This is a genomic window from Okeania sp. SIO3I5, from assembly GCF_010672085.1.
Lineage (GTDB): Bacteria > Cyanobacteriota > Cyanobacteriia > Cyanobacteriales > Microcoleaceae > Trichodesmium.
Genome location: NZ_JAAHHT010000219.1, coordinates 1 through 16325, shown reverse-complemented (window position 1 = coordinate 16325; position 16325 = coordinate 1). Strand labels below are relative to the sequence as shown.

The 16325-nt window shown below is 34.2% G+C and carries 13 protein-coding genes and 1 pseudogene; 9 read left to right on the top strand and 5 right to left on the bottom strand.

Annotated features, from left to right (window positions below; translation table 11 throughout):
- Positions 1-227: hypothetical protein (locus tag F6K40_RS31680; RefSeq protein WP_293141791.1), on the top strand; the 227-nt coding region annotated here is incomplete at its 5' end.
- 364 nt (positions 228-591) lie between these two features.
- Here F6K40_RS31680 and F6K40_RS31675 read toward each other — a convergent pair.
- From F6K40_RS31675 to F6K40_RS31655, 5 genes are all read right to left on the bottom strand, one after another.
- On the bottom strand, positions 592-1932 hold the full coding sequence (locus F6K40_RS31675; protein ID WP_293141789.1) for a pentapeptide repeat-containing protein: 1341 nt from the start codon (positions 1930-1932) through the stop codon (positions 592-594).
- A gap of 819 nt (positions 1933-2751) precedes the next feature.
- Positions 2752-3522, bottom strand: a complete 771-nt coding sequence (locus tag F6K40_RS31670) for a pentapeptide repeat-containing protein (RefSeq protein ID WP_293141787.1) — start codon at positions 3520-3522, stop codon at positions 2752-2754.
- A 458-nt stretch (positions 3523-3980) separates the two neighbouring features.
- On the bottom strand, positions 3981-4553 hold the full coding sequence (locus tag F6K40_RS31665; protein WP_293141785.1) for an IS607 family transposase: 573 nt from the start codon (positions 4551-4553) through the stop codon (positions 3981-3983).
- A gap of 446 nt (positions 4554-4999) precedes the next feature.
- Complete coding sequence (locus F6K40_RS31660) at positions 5000-6400, bottom strand: hypothetical protein (protein ID WP_293141783.1); 1401 nt, start codon at positions 6398-6400, stop codon at positions 5000-5002.
- Positions 6401-7366: 966 nt separating this feature from the next.
- Positions 7367-8122, bottom strand: coding sequence for a WecB/TagA/CpsF family glycosyltransferase (locus tag F6K40_RS31655; protein WP_293141781.1), 756 nt, complete (start codon positions 8120-8122; stop codon positions 7367-7369).
- 669 nt (positions 8123-8791) lie between these two features.
- Here F6K40_RS31655 and F6K40_RS31650 point away from each other — a divergent pair.
- The 8 genes and pseudogenes from F6K40_RS31650 (at position 8792) to F6K40_RS31625 (ending at position 15873) form a co-directional block, all read left to right on the top strand.
- On the top strand, positions 8792-10552 hold the full coding sequence (locus tag F6K40_RS31650) for a serine/threonine protein kinase (protein ID WP_293141779.1): 1761 nt from the start codon (positions 8792-8794) through the stop codon (positions 10550-10552).
- 1105 nt (positions 10553-11657) lie between these two features.
- Positions 11658-11984 carry a DUF6825 family protein gene (locus F6K40_RS31645; protein ID WP_293141777.1) on the top strand — a complete coding sequence of 109 codons (327 nt, stop codon included), beginning with the start codon at positions 11658-11660 and terminating at the stop codon, positions 11982-11984.
- A gap of 260 nt (positions 11985-12244) precedes the next feature.
- Positions 12245-14002: an ABC1 kinase family protein gene (locus F6K40_RS31640; protein WP_375340609.1), complete on the top strand. Its 1758-nt coding sequence runs from the start codon at positions 12245-12247 to the stop codon at positions 14000-14002.
- A 107-nt stretch (positions 14003-14109) separates the two neighbouring features.
- Positions 14110-14241 (top strand): hypothetical protein, encoded by a 132-nt coding sequence (locus F6K40_RS31635; RefSeq protein WP_293141773.1) that lies wholly within the window; start codon positions 14110-14112, stop codon positions 14239-14241.
- A 32-nt stretch (positions 14242-14273) separates the two neighbouring features.
- A pseudogene (locus F6K40_RS41150) lies at positions 14274-14366 on the top strand (membrane dipeptidase); the annotation flags it as partial.
- Between the two features lie 305 nt (positions 14367-14671).
- Complete coding sequence (locus F6K40_RS41145) at positions 14672-14779, top strand: membrane dipeptidase (protein ID WP_365673475.1); 108 nt, start codon at positions 14672-14674, stop codon at positions 14777-14779.
- 24 nt (positions 14780-14803) lie between these two features.
- Positions 14804-14929, top strand: coding sequence for a hypothetical protein (locus tag F6K40_RS31630; protein WP_293141771.1), 126 nt, complete (start codon positions 14804-14806; stop codon positions 14927-14929).
- 35 nt (positions 14930-14964) lie between these two features.
- Positions 14965-15873 carry an AEC family transporter gene (locus tag F6K40_RS31625; protein WP_293141770.1) on the top strand — a complete coding sequence of 303 codons (909 nt, stop codon included), beginning with the start codon at positions 14965-14967 and terminating at the stop codon, positions 15871-15873.
- Positions 15874-16325 lie beyond the last annotated feature (452 nt).

Below are 16325 nucleotides of genomic sequence, written 5' to 3'. Positions count from 1 at the left end.
GGGGGAGGATGGGGAGGATGGGGAGGAGGGAGAGGATGGGGAGGATGGGGAGGAGGGAGAGGAGGGAGAGGAGGGGGAGGAGGGGGAGGAATAATTCTGTCTACAGTCTTCACTCAAGCGTGTCTAATTCAATACATTTTTCTCCCGAAAAAGCCGAACCAAGACTTACCCATAACTTGTCAATAATGCCTAAGTTTTATGTTAAGAAAGATGTGGTTCAACAATGAATAATTAATAATGAATAATTAATAATTACCTCTCCTTGAAACTGATAGGATTGACTAACCATGAAAATTTTTATTTATTGTCCCCTATCCAAGGGGAGGCTTTAAACCAAAATTTTTCGGTAAAGCATAGCATTTAAAGGGGGAAAAAAAGAAAATTCAATATTATCAAGCCTCCCTATGACCTAGAGGTACTGATAACTGATAACTGATAACTGAAATGACCAAACTATTCGTAACATTCTTTTTTCATCCATGGTATAATAGATATCTCAAACCATCAAAAATTAAATTAAAAATCGTACATAAATAATTAATTAATTCCCCCTATTGCCTATTGCCTATTCCCTTTTTATGGATCTAATATTTATCCTTGAAAAACAGCCCCACGTTTAATTAATTCCTGCTTCATTGCTTCAGAAATTCCTATATTATTACCAAATATCGCACCATCTAACTCTGCACCTTCTAGATTGATTTTTCTTAAATCAGCTCCTAATAACTTAGCATTTTTCAAGTTAGCATTCATTAAATTTGCCATCATTAAATTTGCATTTGATAATTCCGCATCACACAACTGAGCTTTTAGCAGTTTAGCTTGATTCAATAAAGCACCTGTCATAATAGAATTAAACAATAAAGTATTGCTTAGGTTAGCCCCTTGCATATTAGCATTATATAAATTGGCTTTAATTAAATTAATATCCGTTAGATTAGCATTACTTAATTGAATATTAGTGAGATTAGCATTACTGAGGTTAGCATATCTGAGATTAGCAGATTTTAAATTAGCATTAGTTAAATTAGCAGAGCCTATATTTGCACCCTTAAGATCGGCATTTTCCAGGTTAACCCCACTTAAATTTCTCCCATAAGCACCATGATTAACAAGATCCCAAACAAGATACCACTTATTATCTAATTCTGTTCCATGATTAATTTTTACCCCTCTTAAATTAACCTGATTTAAGTCAGTATTCCTCAATTTTGTGTGATTAAGATTCGCATCGGTAAAATTACTACAATAAAGATTAGCACCCTCAAGATTAGCACCTTCAAGATTAGCTCGGTTCAATTGACTTCCAACAAGATTAACATATGATAAATTAGCATCTTTTAGATTAGCATCTTTCAGAGTAACATCTCTCAAATTAGCATGACTAAAATTAGCACCTGTAAGATTAGCTTCGTTGAGGTTAGCATCATTAAGTTCTGCATAACTGAAGTTGGCATTTGTGAGGTTACTATTTCTCAGATTAGCACGAGTTAAATTAGCATTAGTAAGATTACCTTGAATTAACTCTGCATCTGTAATATTACTACGCCAGAGATTAGCACCTTCTAGATTAGCACCCTTTAGGTTAGCACCTCTAAAACTCGTACCTCTGAGGTCTGCGCCTTTTAAATTTACCTTACTAAAGTTAGCAAACCACATTATTGCCCCACTTAGATTAGCATCACTCAGGTCGCTATTACTAAAGTTAGTTCTTTTCAGATTAGCGCAAAGTAAATAAGCACCCCTGAGAATAGTTTCACTGAGATTAATATCATCTAGATCGCTCATACTTAGGTCAGCGGACTCAAGATTGACACCAGAAAAATTGTTAGTCAATTTTTGATTGCTAGTTTGCTCCGCATTATTGATTGTTTGATTAGTAGTACCTTGAATTAGTTTCTGTAGTTTATCAAGTGATTCTTGGTTAGCCATATATAGCTACCTGCTCCTTAAGATTTTAAATAAAATGTTATATCATCTGGATAAATATTTGCTACAATTTTCTTGTTGCTTGTTGTCTGTTTTTGTTGCTTATAAACACAGTTTTGTAACATTATTTTCCCAAATTCGTATTATTTGAGGGGGTCGGGGGAGGCAAAAATACACAACTATTAACCACCAAAAAATTGTCTAACAATATAGCAGTTTTTATGTAAGCATTCAGCTATTAGCAGTCAGCTCTCAGCAATAAAAATGAATCAATGTAGCTTGATAGACTATTAAGGTTAATTAATGGACTTTTACAGTAATTTTTAATTCTTTGGAGCCTCTTAATTGCTTTTTCCTATTTTCAAGGTAATAAAGCTAATAGCTGTTAGCTGACGACTGAATGCTTAAGTTTTTATTTATATCAACTACAAATGCTTTGACTTAAAGTCAAATCAATTCAAAATTATTAATTCGCTCATTATAACCTCTGCCTGTTTCCGCAGCATTCCCCAGGAAACTCAGAGATTTGAAATAAGGAAAATATTTTTGATTTTTTCGTGGTTGTACGAACGAGGCTTAAATCCTTAATTAAACAATTATTGAAATTAAGGAATGAACCAAAATTTTTTAACTTTAGAATGCGCGAATTTAGAATTCAAAAAAATATCATAAAGCAAAATTTATGTTTTCACTTTCCATGAAAAACCCCTAGGAAAATAAATATTAATAACAGCATATCATCTAACTTTAGCTATTCATAACAAACCCATTACCTGATTTATTGTTGACAATAATTTATTAATTCCTGAATTTTTTTTCGAATTAACCATACTCAAATACTGCTCCTCGACTAATTAAATCTTGTTTCATTTCTTCAGATAAACCAGCATCATGCCATAACCTAGCTTTCTCTACTTTTGTATTTTGAAAATTAGCTCCTTTTAAATTTGTTAATGCTAATCCAGCTTGAGTTATATCTGCATCACTTAAATTCGCATCACTTAAATTCGCATCACTTAAATTCGCATTACTTAAATTCGCATTACTTAAATTCGCACCACTTAAATTCGCACCACTTAAATTAGCCAAAGCTAGACTAACACGGTGCAAGTTTGCATCAGTTAAATTCGCATTACTTAAAAACGCACCACTCAAATCAGCACCACCCAAATTGACTTTACTAAGATTAGCTTCACTCAAATCTGCATCACTTAAATCTGCACCTCTTAAATAAGCAGCAGATAGATTTGCCCCACTCAAATCAAGACCACATAAATTAACACCTAATAACTTAGCACCAGCAAAATCTTGAGCAGGATTTAGATCGGCAATATTTGCTAAGTCCAATAAATCTTCTGTATTTGCCTCAACTACATTTTTGCTGATTATCCTAAACTCTGAAAAATCACATCCAGCAGCAGTTGCAGATAACATTAAACCTTGCAACTCCTCTGGAGATTTATATTGTAATGAATCAGAACTTAACTCTGAGTTAAAATTCTGCGATCGCAACCAAAGCTCCAATTTTCTTTCCAACACGGCGAGTTTATTGGGGCTAATATTGTGAGGCCATAATCCTTCAATACCAGTCATAGAAATACAAATTTTATCGGCTATATTATTAATTGTTATAGCAGTTTTTCCTATTTATGGGAAATAGCCAACTGCTCTTGATAACATTCTTTGGCCAGCGACAAATTTCCCGAACCATGATAAGCTATGCATAAAGTAGAGTAGGCTTGTTAAATACTAGATCGATCTAGAAATTAAATAGCGATCGCTAAAAGTTGTTGTTGATAATTTTATAAAGCATAATAAATATTGCCTAGATTACTAAAAGTCCTTCGGGCTTAATTAAGTAAGAAGTAATAAGTAATGAGTAATGAGTAAGGAGTAAGGAGTAAGGAGTAAGAAGTAAGAAGTAATAAGTAAAATCAAGCCCGAAGATGAAGGTTTAAAGCCTCTTCATTCATCAATAAAAATTAAAAAAATGATGATTTTTTTGAATCCTCTGACTTTCCTGCGGAATGCTGCGCAAACAGGCAGAGGTATTATCCCTCTTTTAAACATTTAACGATCTGTTCTGTTTTCCTTGTTCTTCTTCTGATTCCATAAAGCCGAGCACAAAAAGATGTGATTATAGACACAAAATCCTCCATTAGATCATCAGTTTCTTCTGAGGCTAAATTAACTACTTCAATGTCTCTATTTGTTTGTGTTAAGAGAACTTTCAAATAATTAAAGCCCACTCTACTTAATCTATCTTTATGTTCACAAACTATCAAGTCATAATCATTTTCCTGTAATAGCTTGACAAGCTTTCGTCTATTGTCATTTACCCCACTACCTACCTCTTTAACAACCCTGACAACAGAATAACCTTTTGCACAGCAATAATTAAGTAGTCTTTCAGCTTGAGATTCAAGATTAGCCTTGTTTTCTGCACTAGAAACTCTACAATAAATCGCTACTTTAACAAATTTACATTGAGAGGAGTTGATATTGTTCTTAACAATAATTGTTCCACTGGGTAGTTGATAAGCATCTAACTCTCCCCGTTTCCACATATTCCAAGCCGTCTTGTAACAAACTCCTAAAGATTTTGCATAATCAGATAATTTCATTCATAAACCTATTTATGGGAATTTAACTAATCCCAGTCTAAGATATTTTTAGTTTTTTTTCTATGTTTTTCCATAAAATTAATAAAACTTTACAATACCAATTTGAAAAAAGAATGTTACGAATAGAAATGGAGAGAAAAAGATTTTACAGGAGTTCCCACTTTAATAAAAAAGATGATTTTCGACTAAAAAATGGTGTTGGAGTCATTTATTCTGACTCCTGACTCCTGACTCCTAAAAAATTCCCTAGGTATTTGTAGCAAACATTTATCAAAATGATATTACTTATTACCAAGGAAAAGCTTAAGGGTAATACCTGCAATGCTTACAAAAATTATACTTTACCAAAAAATATAGTATATTTTCCAATTAAAAGGAAAATATTATCAAAGTATATTTTAAGCTAAATTTTGAGTTTCTTGTTTTTGAATATCCCTTGAAAAACATTAGTGATTTTGATAACAACTCAGCCTGATAAATTTCTCTTTCTTGACACCACAGATTGCTTGCTTCCGACTTTCAAATAAATCTAAAATTCCCTCAACAAGCGTCTTAACTAAATTTTGGTTACACCCATCAATAAACTCTTCAGCAGAAATCTTTTTTTGGCAAAAATCATTAGTTCTTTTTCTTTGTTTTTTGATTTCATCAAATCCTAGATATCTGACCATAAATGTAGTTAATGGTGAATTTCTCATATCATAAGCTACATTGTTGTTACGCCCCTCTGCCAACAAAGTTAATGCTTCACATTCCAAATGATTTTGAGATTTATAAGGATTATAAATCTCTGGTAAAAAATCCTCCAAATGAGCAGGAATACACCCTTTACTTGGCAACTCTCCCACCATCGTTGATAGAGGTATATTCATTCCCATCCGCATAGATAATGCTTCTATAAAAGCCATAGTAAAAATTTTACTTCCTAGATAAATTTTAGCAACTTCAATATTCTTTTTTGCTTGCTCAATCCAGATTTTATAACTTTTATCGTTGGGTTCGCCATCAAATTTACGGAAAATAAAGTTGGGGTTCAAATAGTTAATAAATCCTTCTGTTTTTTCTAAAGCAATGCGATATTCACAAACTGTATAAGAATTTCCATTAGTTAAATTATGGTTAGTTTCTGGCAATAAATTCCAAGTATTATCTAGAAAAATTGAACTAGGAGAACCAAAGCCACTAACATCTCGATTAGATAATCTAACAGATTTTTTGACTGTTTCATAGAGTTCGGCATTACTAATATTAAAGTTCAATTTAGTATTAGTTTCCTTTAGTTTTTGATAGAGATGTTCAGTTACGGTTAATCCATCTTCAAAATTTGGTTTAAATGGAATAGTTGCTTCAATACAAGCAGTAATTTTAAACAGATGTTGAGGTCTGAGAAATAATTCCATAACCTTAGCAGCAACTATGGCACTCATAAACTCATTTTGCCCGCCAAAAGGTAATAAAACCTGACCAGCAACAAAACCAAAAATAGATGCTACCATTTCAAAAGTCCAATCATTAGGTAATTCATTTTTTTCCCTAATTTTTAACTTTCCATTCCTCTCTTGAATATAAGGAGCAATATAATAACTCAGATTAAAATTCACACTATGATCTACTTGTACATAAACTAAATCGTGAAATAAAGCAGCTAATACTTCAATCGCATCTTCGGAACCTCCGACCTCAAAAATATGATTTGGAGTATGAAAATAACGCCAAGGGCCTGTCATTGTTTGCACAATTAATTCAGCAATTTCAGCTAGTTTTTCAGGTTCAACTTCCACCTGTAGTTGTTTAGTTGCCCAGTTTAATTTTTCTAAGCATTGTTGATATTCATTTTCAAAATTCATTACTTATTTACTCCTTTTTTTGTTAAATAGGGATTAACTTTTATAGCTGAAGTTAGAGGTCAGAAGTCAGAAGTCAGAATTTACATTCTAACTGTGACTAAATTTGAGAGGAGGGAATATCTTAAATCGCCCTGACAACTGCTATAAATAATTAATCAAAGTATTATTAGTAGATGTCATTTCACTTGTCAGTATCGAACACTAAAGCCACAGCCTTAAAATACTAAATCAAATATTTTCTCATCCCCTGAAAAGGCTATGCTTTATCAACACCTTTCTTAACATAAAACTTGGGCATTATAGACAAATTATGAATACGCCTTGGTTCGGCTTTTGCCTGAGAAAAGTATATTGAAAAGTACATTTTTTTTGAGAACTATAGACAAATCCTCTTCTTAAAAAGAAGAGGTAATAATTAATTATTAATTATTAACTAGACAGTGCAAAGTTCTTGAAATAACTATTGCTAGCTAAGGCTTTCAGGGTTATCAAGGTGAGAAACTCTCCCGTCATAGCTGTAGACTATGCAACCCTTTTCCAGTAAGAATTTCAGTCAGATAAGCAAATCTTTTTTTAGAATAACTTTGTACTCTCCAGTTATTAATTATGGTTTGCTGAAAAAGTATGCATGGGTTCGGGTAGGAGTCAGGATACTCGAGACTTGAGACAGGAGAAGTAACGAATGAGCGAGGAGACAGAAGGAAGAATTTAATTCGTGATTTTTCTGCCAATAGTCAACCCTTTCATCCTAACTTTATGCAGCTCTTGCGTAGCAAAAACCTTGTAATGCATGAAAGACCATTATCGGCTAAAACCTTGATCTATCCATGCTTTAAGATTTAATCAGCAAACCCTAATTATTAATTATTAATTATTAATTATTAATTATTGATCCACCCTCCCTACAAAGTTTTCAAGAGTTCCTGATCAGGGATAGCTTAAAAGGGGAGGCTTGAGATATTTGTCTTAAAATTTAATGTCCATCAAAGTTTTCCAAGCAAATTGTGGTAGAGCCAACATTCGTCGCCAGCGCCAAGGCTCCTGATAAAGTCGATACAACCACTCCAAAGAATTGTTACAAAACCAAGCAGGCGCTCTTTCCTTCACACCAGCCCATATATCCAAACTACCACCAATACCAATCCAAATTGCCTGAGGACAAATATGTTTATTCTCTGCAATCCATAACTCTTGACGGGGTACTCCTAAACCCACAAATATTAATCTTGGCTGTAATTGTCCAAAAGTCTGTAAAAGTTGCTTCTCCTCTGCTAGAGATAGATAACCATGCTGACAAGCAATGGCTAACTCTGGCACCTTTTCTTGCCAAATTTCAGCAGCTTTCATAGCTACCCCTGGTTTTCCTCCATAGAAAAATACTAAATTCTGTGGATTCTGTTTCGGTACTTGGCACAAAAGACTTTCTGCTAATTCAATACCAGGACAACGCCCTATAGATTTACCCTTAAGCCTTAAGTATAAAACCACCCCAGCTCCATCAGGAACTACCAATTCAGCCCGACGAATTATCTCAGCCAAGACAGAATTTTTCTCAGCCTGCATTACCATTTCGGCATTCAGTGTTACTACATGAGTTCCCACTCCTGCCTCTAATTGAGAAAGTAAGTAACCAGGATAGTCATCTATACAATGTACTGGTAAACCTAGCACCACATTTTTGACAATTGGACTAAGTGTAGACTCAGATTTTTTTTCCCTCATTAATATTTTATTTTATTGATTTTCGTTTTTGACAATCGACAATCTTTAAATACTTACTGAGTTAGATTACCTGATTCGGATCTTTCAGACTACTGCTTAAAAAAAATATTCAGGACTCAGCAATAGCAGAATTTTTTTTGAGACGCTCTAGTTTCCAGAGCATTCTAGAACAGAAAAGAGATTTCAACTCCGACTCAAGCATCCCGTGCTTCAGGTTGCTGGAGATTTTAACCTAGAGCTATAAAAGCTATTTTCGGCTATCGCCGACATGAAACGCGGAGCGACAGGAAACAATGCAATGCAGTTACAATCCAGGAGACTAGCTGATAGCTAGTTAACCACTTTCTTTAACCAAGAAATTAGGTTAATAGCTTGCCCACTAAAAGGGAGAAAAAAAGAGTTTCTGATTTTCTTCGCCTGTATATTACTGGAGGTACTAATAACTAATAACTAATAACTGAAATAACTGAAATGAACCTGATATAGCAGTCGAAGCAAAAGGCGCGGACATTTGTAAATCCTGAAAACCTTTGACAGTTTACTATTCCCTATTCCCTATTCCCTATTCCCTAGCGCGTATAATATCTAAAATTTTCCAATGTTAGGAACTTCATCTATAATCAATCGAACAGAATCAACTAAAAAAATCTTGTTGTATTCTGACCAGTAATGCTTTTATCAAAATTAGTTTTTATGAACCTCAAGGCAGGAGTTGTCCTTCAAAAAGGAAAATATACTATTGATAGTATTTTAGGTCAAGGAGGCTTTGGTATAACTTACCGAGCTATTCATCATCAATTTAACCAAATTGTTGTATTGAAAACTCTCAATGAAAGTCTACGGCAGCATCAAGATTTTGCTAAATTTCAATATCAATTTATAGCTGAGGCTCACCTTTTAGCTAACTCTAGACATCCCAACATTGTCAAAGTATGGGACTGTTTTGAGGAAGAGCAGCTTTTCTTTATGGTAATGGACTATATACCGGGTCAAAATTTAGCTGAGTTAATACAGTCTGGCCATAATCTCGATCCTAAGCAAGCGACTCATTATATACACCAAATTGCCTCAGCTCTTTCAGTAGTTCACAAAAATGGGTTTCTACATCGGGATATACAACCTAAGAATATTATTAGGCGAGCTGGAAGTAACACAGTTGTACTAACTGATTTTGGCATGGCCTGTGATTTAACTCCTGGAATTAGGCAAACTCATACTAATTTGTTTTCTGTAGGATATTCACCACCAGAACAATGTAATCCAGAACAAAAGTTGGGCCCGGCAACAGATATTTATGCTTTAACAGCTACATTATATTATTTACTTACTGGTAATGCTCCGACTCCTGCTGCTTTAAGGCTTTCTCAAGCTATTCCTCAAACACTTAAATTTTCTGCCAAAGAACTAAAAGATTTTCAACCTAATCTTACTCCATGTATTGAGAATACTATTCTTATGGGATTAGAAATAGATGCTGAAAAACGACCTCAAACGGTAGAAAGTTGGTTGGGAATTCTTTTAAATGAGTCAAATATTTTAAAGTTAAAAAAACAAAATAGTTATTTGCCCGAGATTGCATCTAAATTTAACAATAATGATAAATTGATGGAACTAAAATCAGAATCAAGTATTCACCAGAAAAAAGGTAATTATTTGACTAATGAAGCCCAAAGTCAAACAGTTAATAAAAAAAATATAGAAGTCAACAATTTTCAGTTTTTTAGTCCTAGTGATACAGACCTTAACGAAGTCAGAATTCAGAAGTCAACCCACCCCTCACCCCTCCTGGGAGGGGAAGTCAGAAGTTGTTTTGGTAAGGGGGATTTGAGCAAGGCTCCAAAAACGTGTAGCCGATCTTGGCAAGGTTTTAGAATCAATTATTTTGATAAATTTAGCTGGATTAATCAACTTTCTTTCCAATTGGCAATTTTTTTGTTATTTGTATTGACTGCTGGAACTTTTGGATGGATAGGTTTTAATCTTACTCTCCGTTATAGCTATGCCAAAAATAATAACAAAATAGCATCTTTGACATCAAATAATTTATTAGAAAATCTCAAGCAAGAGCAAAATTACACTTTCCGAAATCACGACCCGTCTAGTCCTCTTTTTGGTTCTCCTTCAGTTAAAACTTACTCGATAAATCCACCAAAATTAAATAAATTACCTAAGCCATATTTTGAACAGGATGAGTTTTTTCCTAATAGTTTATCAGTCTCTAATCAGGATGACTCTTGGTCAGAAAATCCAAATTATTCTGCTGATATGAAAACTCAAGTATTTCCCTACAATTATTCTTCTAATGAAAATAGTGTAAAAGTTGATTTGCCAAAAACATCATATTATCCTTCTGATTATCAACCATTATCTCCCAAGTACCAATATCAAAAATATCAACAGCAAAATCAGTACCCAGATGACTACTATTAATTTGATTTTTTTATAGATAAATTAATATTTTGAAAGTATATTTTTAGCAACACTTGATTTATTAGTTGAGTCAAACCTACTAATACCAAGTTTGAGAAATTTTATGAAAAATATTATGGGTCATTTCAGTTATCAGTTATCAGTTATCAATGAACCTCGGACTAAAGTCGGAGGCTTTAAATACTGAATTAAATATTATTTTTATCCCCTCAAAAAGGGGAGGCTTTAGACCTCATTTTTTGGTAATAAAGAACGAATAAAAAAGATAAAAAATGATATAAATAGGTAGCTGATTCGATTGGAGAGAGGTGATTTTTAAGAATAAATTTCTGGCTTTTCGTTTTGTAGTCTTCTTTGTTTGCAATTGGTATAATACCAAACTTATTGACTACACTAATTATAAATTTTATATTGGCAATAGGGAGTGCTTCTTAACTATCTAATAACTATAAGAAAAATATAAAGGTTTTCTTAATTAATGAGATACTCTATTTTTTCTCTTCCCTACTCCCTAAAATTATCGCAGCTCTGGTGGACGCTATTCCTGGTGAAGATCAAAGTCCACCTCAATTACTATAGCTATAGTATAGACATTAGGTAATTCGCCATTAGATCGACATCTTTAATAAGTAACTAGGTAAAACACTCAGGACTTACGCAAATTATTAAATAATAGACTATCTGTAGGGGCGATTTCGTTCCGAATGCTGTCGCTTTCCGCGTAATTAGGAGCATGACAAACGGAAATCGCCCCTACTAGATATGGCGGTTATGCGTAAGTCCTGACACTTATAAAATAATGTGATACAATACTTTACAATTAGAATCACTTCTTGAATCCAATTTACTCGAACAGAGATAATTAGGTTTCAAAAATAAAAGGAGTCAAAACAAAAATTAAATTAAGTAGTTAGATGTTTGAAAAGGAGTGGAGAGTGAAATATATTTCAATTTGAATCTGGTGAAATTTAACAAAAGGCTGTCTCAATTGACCAAACTCAAACATCAATAGACAGTTTTTTAATCAGAAAAAACAAGCCTGATCGGCTAAAAAACATCTAAATTGATATTGACCAGGTAAACTATCAAAATAAACTATTTTATTATGAGTAAATCACCAATTCATGCTTTCTTTTTGGGTAGAGCTATTGCAGAAGGAATCTATGAACAACTAGAAAATAGCATCACCAATACCCTCAGTGGTTTAGGTAAATTTGATGCAGAACAAAGAGACAACTTGCGCAGCTTTATTGACCAAGTTTCAGAAAAAGCAGATAGAGAAGCTCAATCAGGAAATAACACCAATACTAATAGTAACTCTGACGAATTAGACTCTCAGCCTAAAGACCTACAAGCCATAATAGACGATCTAAGGGCTGAGGTAGCTCAAGTCAGGTCCGAATTGCAGAAATATCGTAGTAGTTCTTCTTGATATATTTTTGATGTTGGCCTGGAAGGACAATACGAAATTCTTTAAGCAGTGAAGGAGTTACTTAATATATTTTATTTGTTAAGTCAACTCCTCTTTCTGTATTAATTCAGTATACTATCAGAGGGTTTTCATCCCAGCGCTGAATCAATAGATAAAGCACGGGACTTCTAACCCTAAATGTTAAAAACTATCCCAAGCTCATTACATATTACCATGAGCTAAACCCTTAATAATATCACAAATTATAAAATACTGCTACTGTGTCCGTTCTCCTTGATGACATTATTAACCATAAGGAACAAGCTAACTATACAACTGGAGGCCCAATGACTAAAGCCCCCAGTAAACCCTATAGTCAGAAAGCTTATCGCTGGAACAGAGAAAATTACTCTCGTCAGCGTCGTTACATTGATATTTGGAGTTTCGTTCTCCTTTGGCTAACTTGGCTTTGGGTAGACAAAAAAGATTGGAGCTACCGGGGGGGAATAACAGAAGAAAAGAAAAATCTTAGACGGCGAAAACAAGCTATTTGGGTACGAGAGACAATGCTAGAGTTAGGCCCAACCTTTATCAAGTTGGGGCAGCTATTCTCCACCCGTGCTGACTTATTTCCCTCCGAATATGTTGAAGAACTTTCTAAGCTTCAAGATCGAGTCCCTGCTTTTAACTATGAACAAGTTGAAATAATCGTACAAGAGGATTTGGGAAAAAAGATAGATGAATTATATCTGAGTTTTGACCCAGTTCCTTTAGCTGCAGCTAGTTTAGGTCAAGTTCATAGGGCACAACTCCACTCTGGTGAAGATGTAGTAGTCAAAATACAAAGGCCAGGACTAAAAAAACTATTCCAAATTGATTTGACTATTCTCAAAGGGATAGCTCGTTATTTTCAAAGTCATCCCCAATGGGGCCGTGGTAGAGACTGGTTGGGTATTTATGAAGAATGTTGCCGAATTCTCTGGCTAGAAATAGATTATCTCAATGAAGGTCGCAACGCTGATACTTTTCGTCGGAATTTCCGTAACTGTGACTGGGTAAGGGTTCCTAGAGTTTATTGGCGCTATTCAGCACCACGGGTACTGACATTAGAATATGTTCCTGGTATCAAAATTAGTAATTATGAAGCTCTGGAAGCATCAGGGCAAGATAGAAAGGCTTTGGCAAGAATGGGTGCTGAAGCTTACTTGCGACAACTTTTGAATGATGGCTTTTTCCATGCTGACCCTCATCCGGGTAATATTGCTGTTAGTCCAGAAGGGGGGTTAATTTTCTATGATTTTGGGATGATGGGACAAATTAAGTCTAACATCCGGGAAAAACTTATGGGAACTCTTTATGGGATTGCTTCAAAGGATGCTGAGAGGGTGATTATGTCTCTGATAGATTTGGGTGCTTTGACTCCTACTGGAGATATGGGGCCGGTGAGACGTTCTATCCAATATATGTTGGATAATTTTATGGATAAGCCGTTTGAAGCTCAGTCAATTACTGCTATTGGTGACGATCTGTATGAGGTTGCTTATGACCAACCTTTCCGTTTTCCGGCAACTTTTACTTTTGTGATGCGAGCTTTCTCTACTTTGGAGGGGGTTGGTAAGGGTTTAGACCCGGAGTTTAATTTTATGGAGGTGGCACAACCGTTTGCCATGGAGCTTATGTCTGATGGAAATTCTCAAAATACTATTTTTAATGAGCTTGGTCGTCAAGCAGCTCAGGTTAGTTCTACTGCTTTGGGTTTGCCTGGTCGTATTGAGGATGCAATTGATAAGTTGGAGCAGGGGGATATTAGGGTTCGGGTTCGGGCGGTAGAAACGGATAGGTTGGTTCGGCGGGTTAGTAATGTGCAAATGGGTACTAATTATGCTTTGTTAATTAGTGGTTTTACTTTGTCGGCTACTATTTTATATGTTAGTAACCACGCTGGTTTGGCTTTGGTGTTGGTTTTGTTGGTTGTGGTAATGGGGTTTGCTTTTATACGACTTTTGAAGCGTATTGATAGGTTGGATAAAATGATGTAGGGCATCGCTTTATAGTTAAGGTCAGAAGTCTGTTGACTTCTGAAAAATCTTTTTATTGCGTTGAATATATAGTCATGCGTATAGACGCAAAACCCCATTAAAATAAATTGTATCAGATTTTTTGGGTAAATGCAAGATTCATATCTTTGGATTTTTTGGGAGCTTTAGAGAATGAAGATTTGGGTTGTGGATGGCGATCGCTTCTAGAAATTGAGACATGGTTGGAACTCAAAGGATAGGAATGTGAAGTTCTCTCCCTAGTGCTAGATCGCTAGAAAATCATCCTCGAAATATGAGTGATGAAATGTTAAAAGCTGTTAAAGAGAATGGTGGGGTTGTACAAGTGTGTATTTTTGATTATTAAAAAACCACCCCAGACACCAGAAAGAAAAAAAGCAATAAAAACAATTGAAAAAGAAATAAGTGCTTTTATAAAGGAAAAACTAAACCTATAAAAAATAGAATAACTAAAAGAAAAATATCGTCAAATTAATGACAAATATCCTAAAAATCAACCTACTGTTGCTATAGCAATCCTCCGCATATTCGTGGCAAAAATTCTGCTTTATTTTTGGTATGGGAGGAATAGGCAATGGGCAATGGGTAAGAGTTTTGGAGTTTATTTCTAGTCTATGTGAATTGTTACGACCTATTTAGGATTACTATAATATAGTAAACCATATAGATTATATGGTAAAAGTTATGGGTATCAATCATGTTGGTATTGTTTCAAATTTAGATGGCGGTCATGGAGTTTTAGGAATGAATGATGTTTGAGAAATGCCAAATATTACAAAATAATTGGTAGCATGGGGATATACTGAAGAGGATATTCAAAAAATTTTGGGTGGAAACTTAATGATAGTTTTTAATGAAGTGCAAAAGGTAGCAAGAGAAATTCAAAAGCAAGAAATATCTGAAAAATAACTTTGTCAAATGATTAACTCAGAATTTGTTTAACTATGATTGAGATTTTCTTTTCGGTTGTATCTGCTGTTTTTCCAGTAGGGTGTATAGTTTTCATTGGTTTTATATTTGGCAAAAATTTTTCCATTGATGAACCTACACTTTCTAAACTAGCTTTGTATGTTTTATTTCCGGCATTATTAACCGATATAATGTACCGAACTACTATTAGTATTGAGGAAGCAATAGGGATATTTATAGCATTTGGGTTAACTTATCTTTTACTCTGTTTAATTTCTTGGGGAATAGGAAAAAGATTAGGTTTTTCAGAGTCTCTACACAAAAGTTTATTGGCAACTACAGCTTTACCTAATTCTGGAAATATGGGGTTACCTGTAATTTTATTTGCATTAGGAGAAGTAGGGTTAGAAAGAGCTGTAATTTATTTAATATCATGGAATATAATTGTGTTTAGTACAATGCCTGCTATTATCAAAGGAGGAGGGTTTCGGTCTGGTATTATTTTTACTCTAAAACTGCCCATAATTTGGGGAATGATTTTAGGTTTAACTCTGAATATATTGGGTATTGAATTACCTCTGAAATTGGATGATGGTTTACACCTTTTAAGAGGAGCTACAATTCCAATTTCTTTATTATTGATGGGAATACAAATATCTAAGAATCGTTTTCAACTAGGTACTTATGAGTTAGGTGCTAGTTTGCTCCGTTTGTTGGGAGGAGCATTTGTTGCTTATTTGGTTGGTAAAGTTCTGAATTTGGAAATGCTTGATTTACAAGTATTAGTTTTACAAAGTGCGATGCCATGCGCTTTAACTTCTTTTTTAATGGTTAGTGAATTTGGTGGGGATGTGACAATAACTTCTAAGGTTGTAGTAGTATCAACTCTGTTATCTTTTTTAACTTTGCCTATAGTTTTGTGGGCAATTGGAGCAACATCTTGATGTTATGCTAATTATTAACTACAATCTTCGCAAAAGCTAAAAATTCTATTACCTAACTGTTTTAGGTTATTGATACTTTCTACAACTCCTAATATTTATAGCGCTCCGCGAAGCGTGAATAGGGAATAGGGAATAGGGAATAGTAAACTGTCAAAGGATTTTTCTTATAGGGAAATGCTCCGCAAACAGGATTTAGAGATGTCCTAACCTTTGCTTCGACTGTTATAAAAAGATAATTTTTGGTATTAAACTTCCTTGAAAATCTGTGTTTTTGAGCAATGGTTCACCATTGATAAATACCAATTTAGCGAGATGTTTAAGAGCAGTGAAGTAGAAAAATCTTGATGTATATTTCTCTGATTTAATTGAACATTCCCACCAAATATGATCGGGTAATTTTCTACTAAGTCACATTTAAGTCAATTTCCATTACTTTTTCTATGATATCGGTG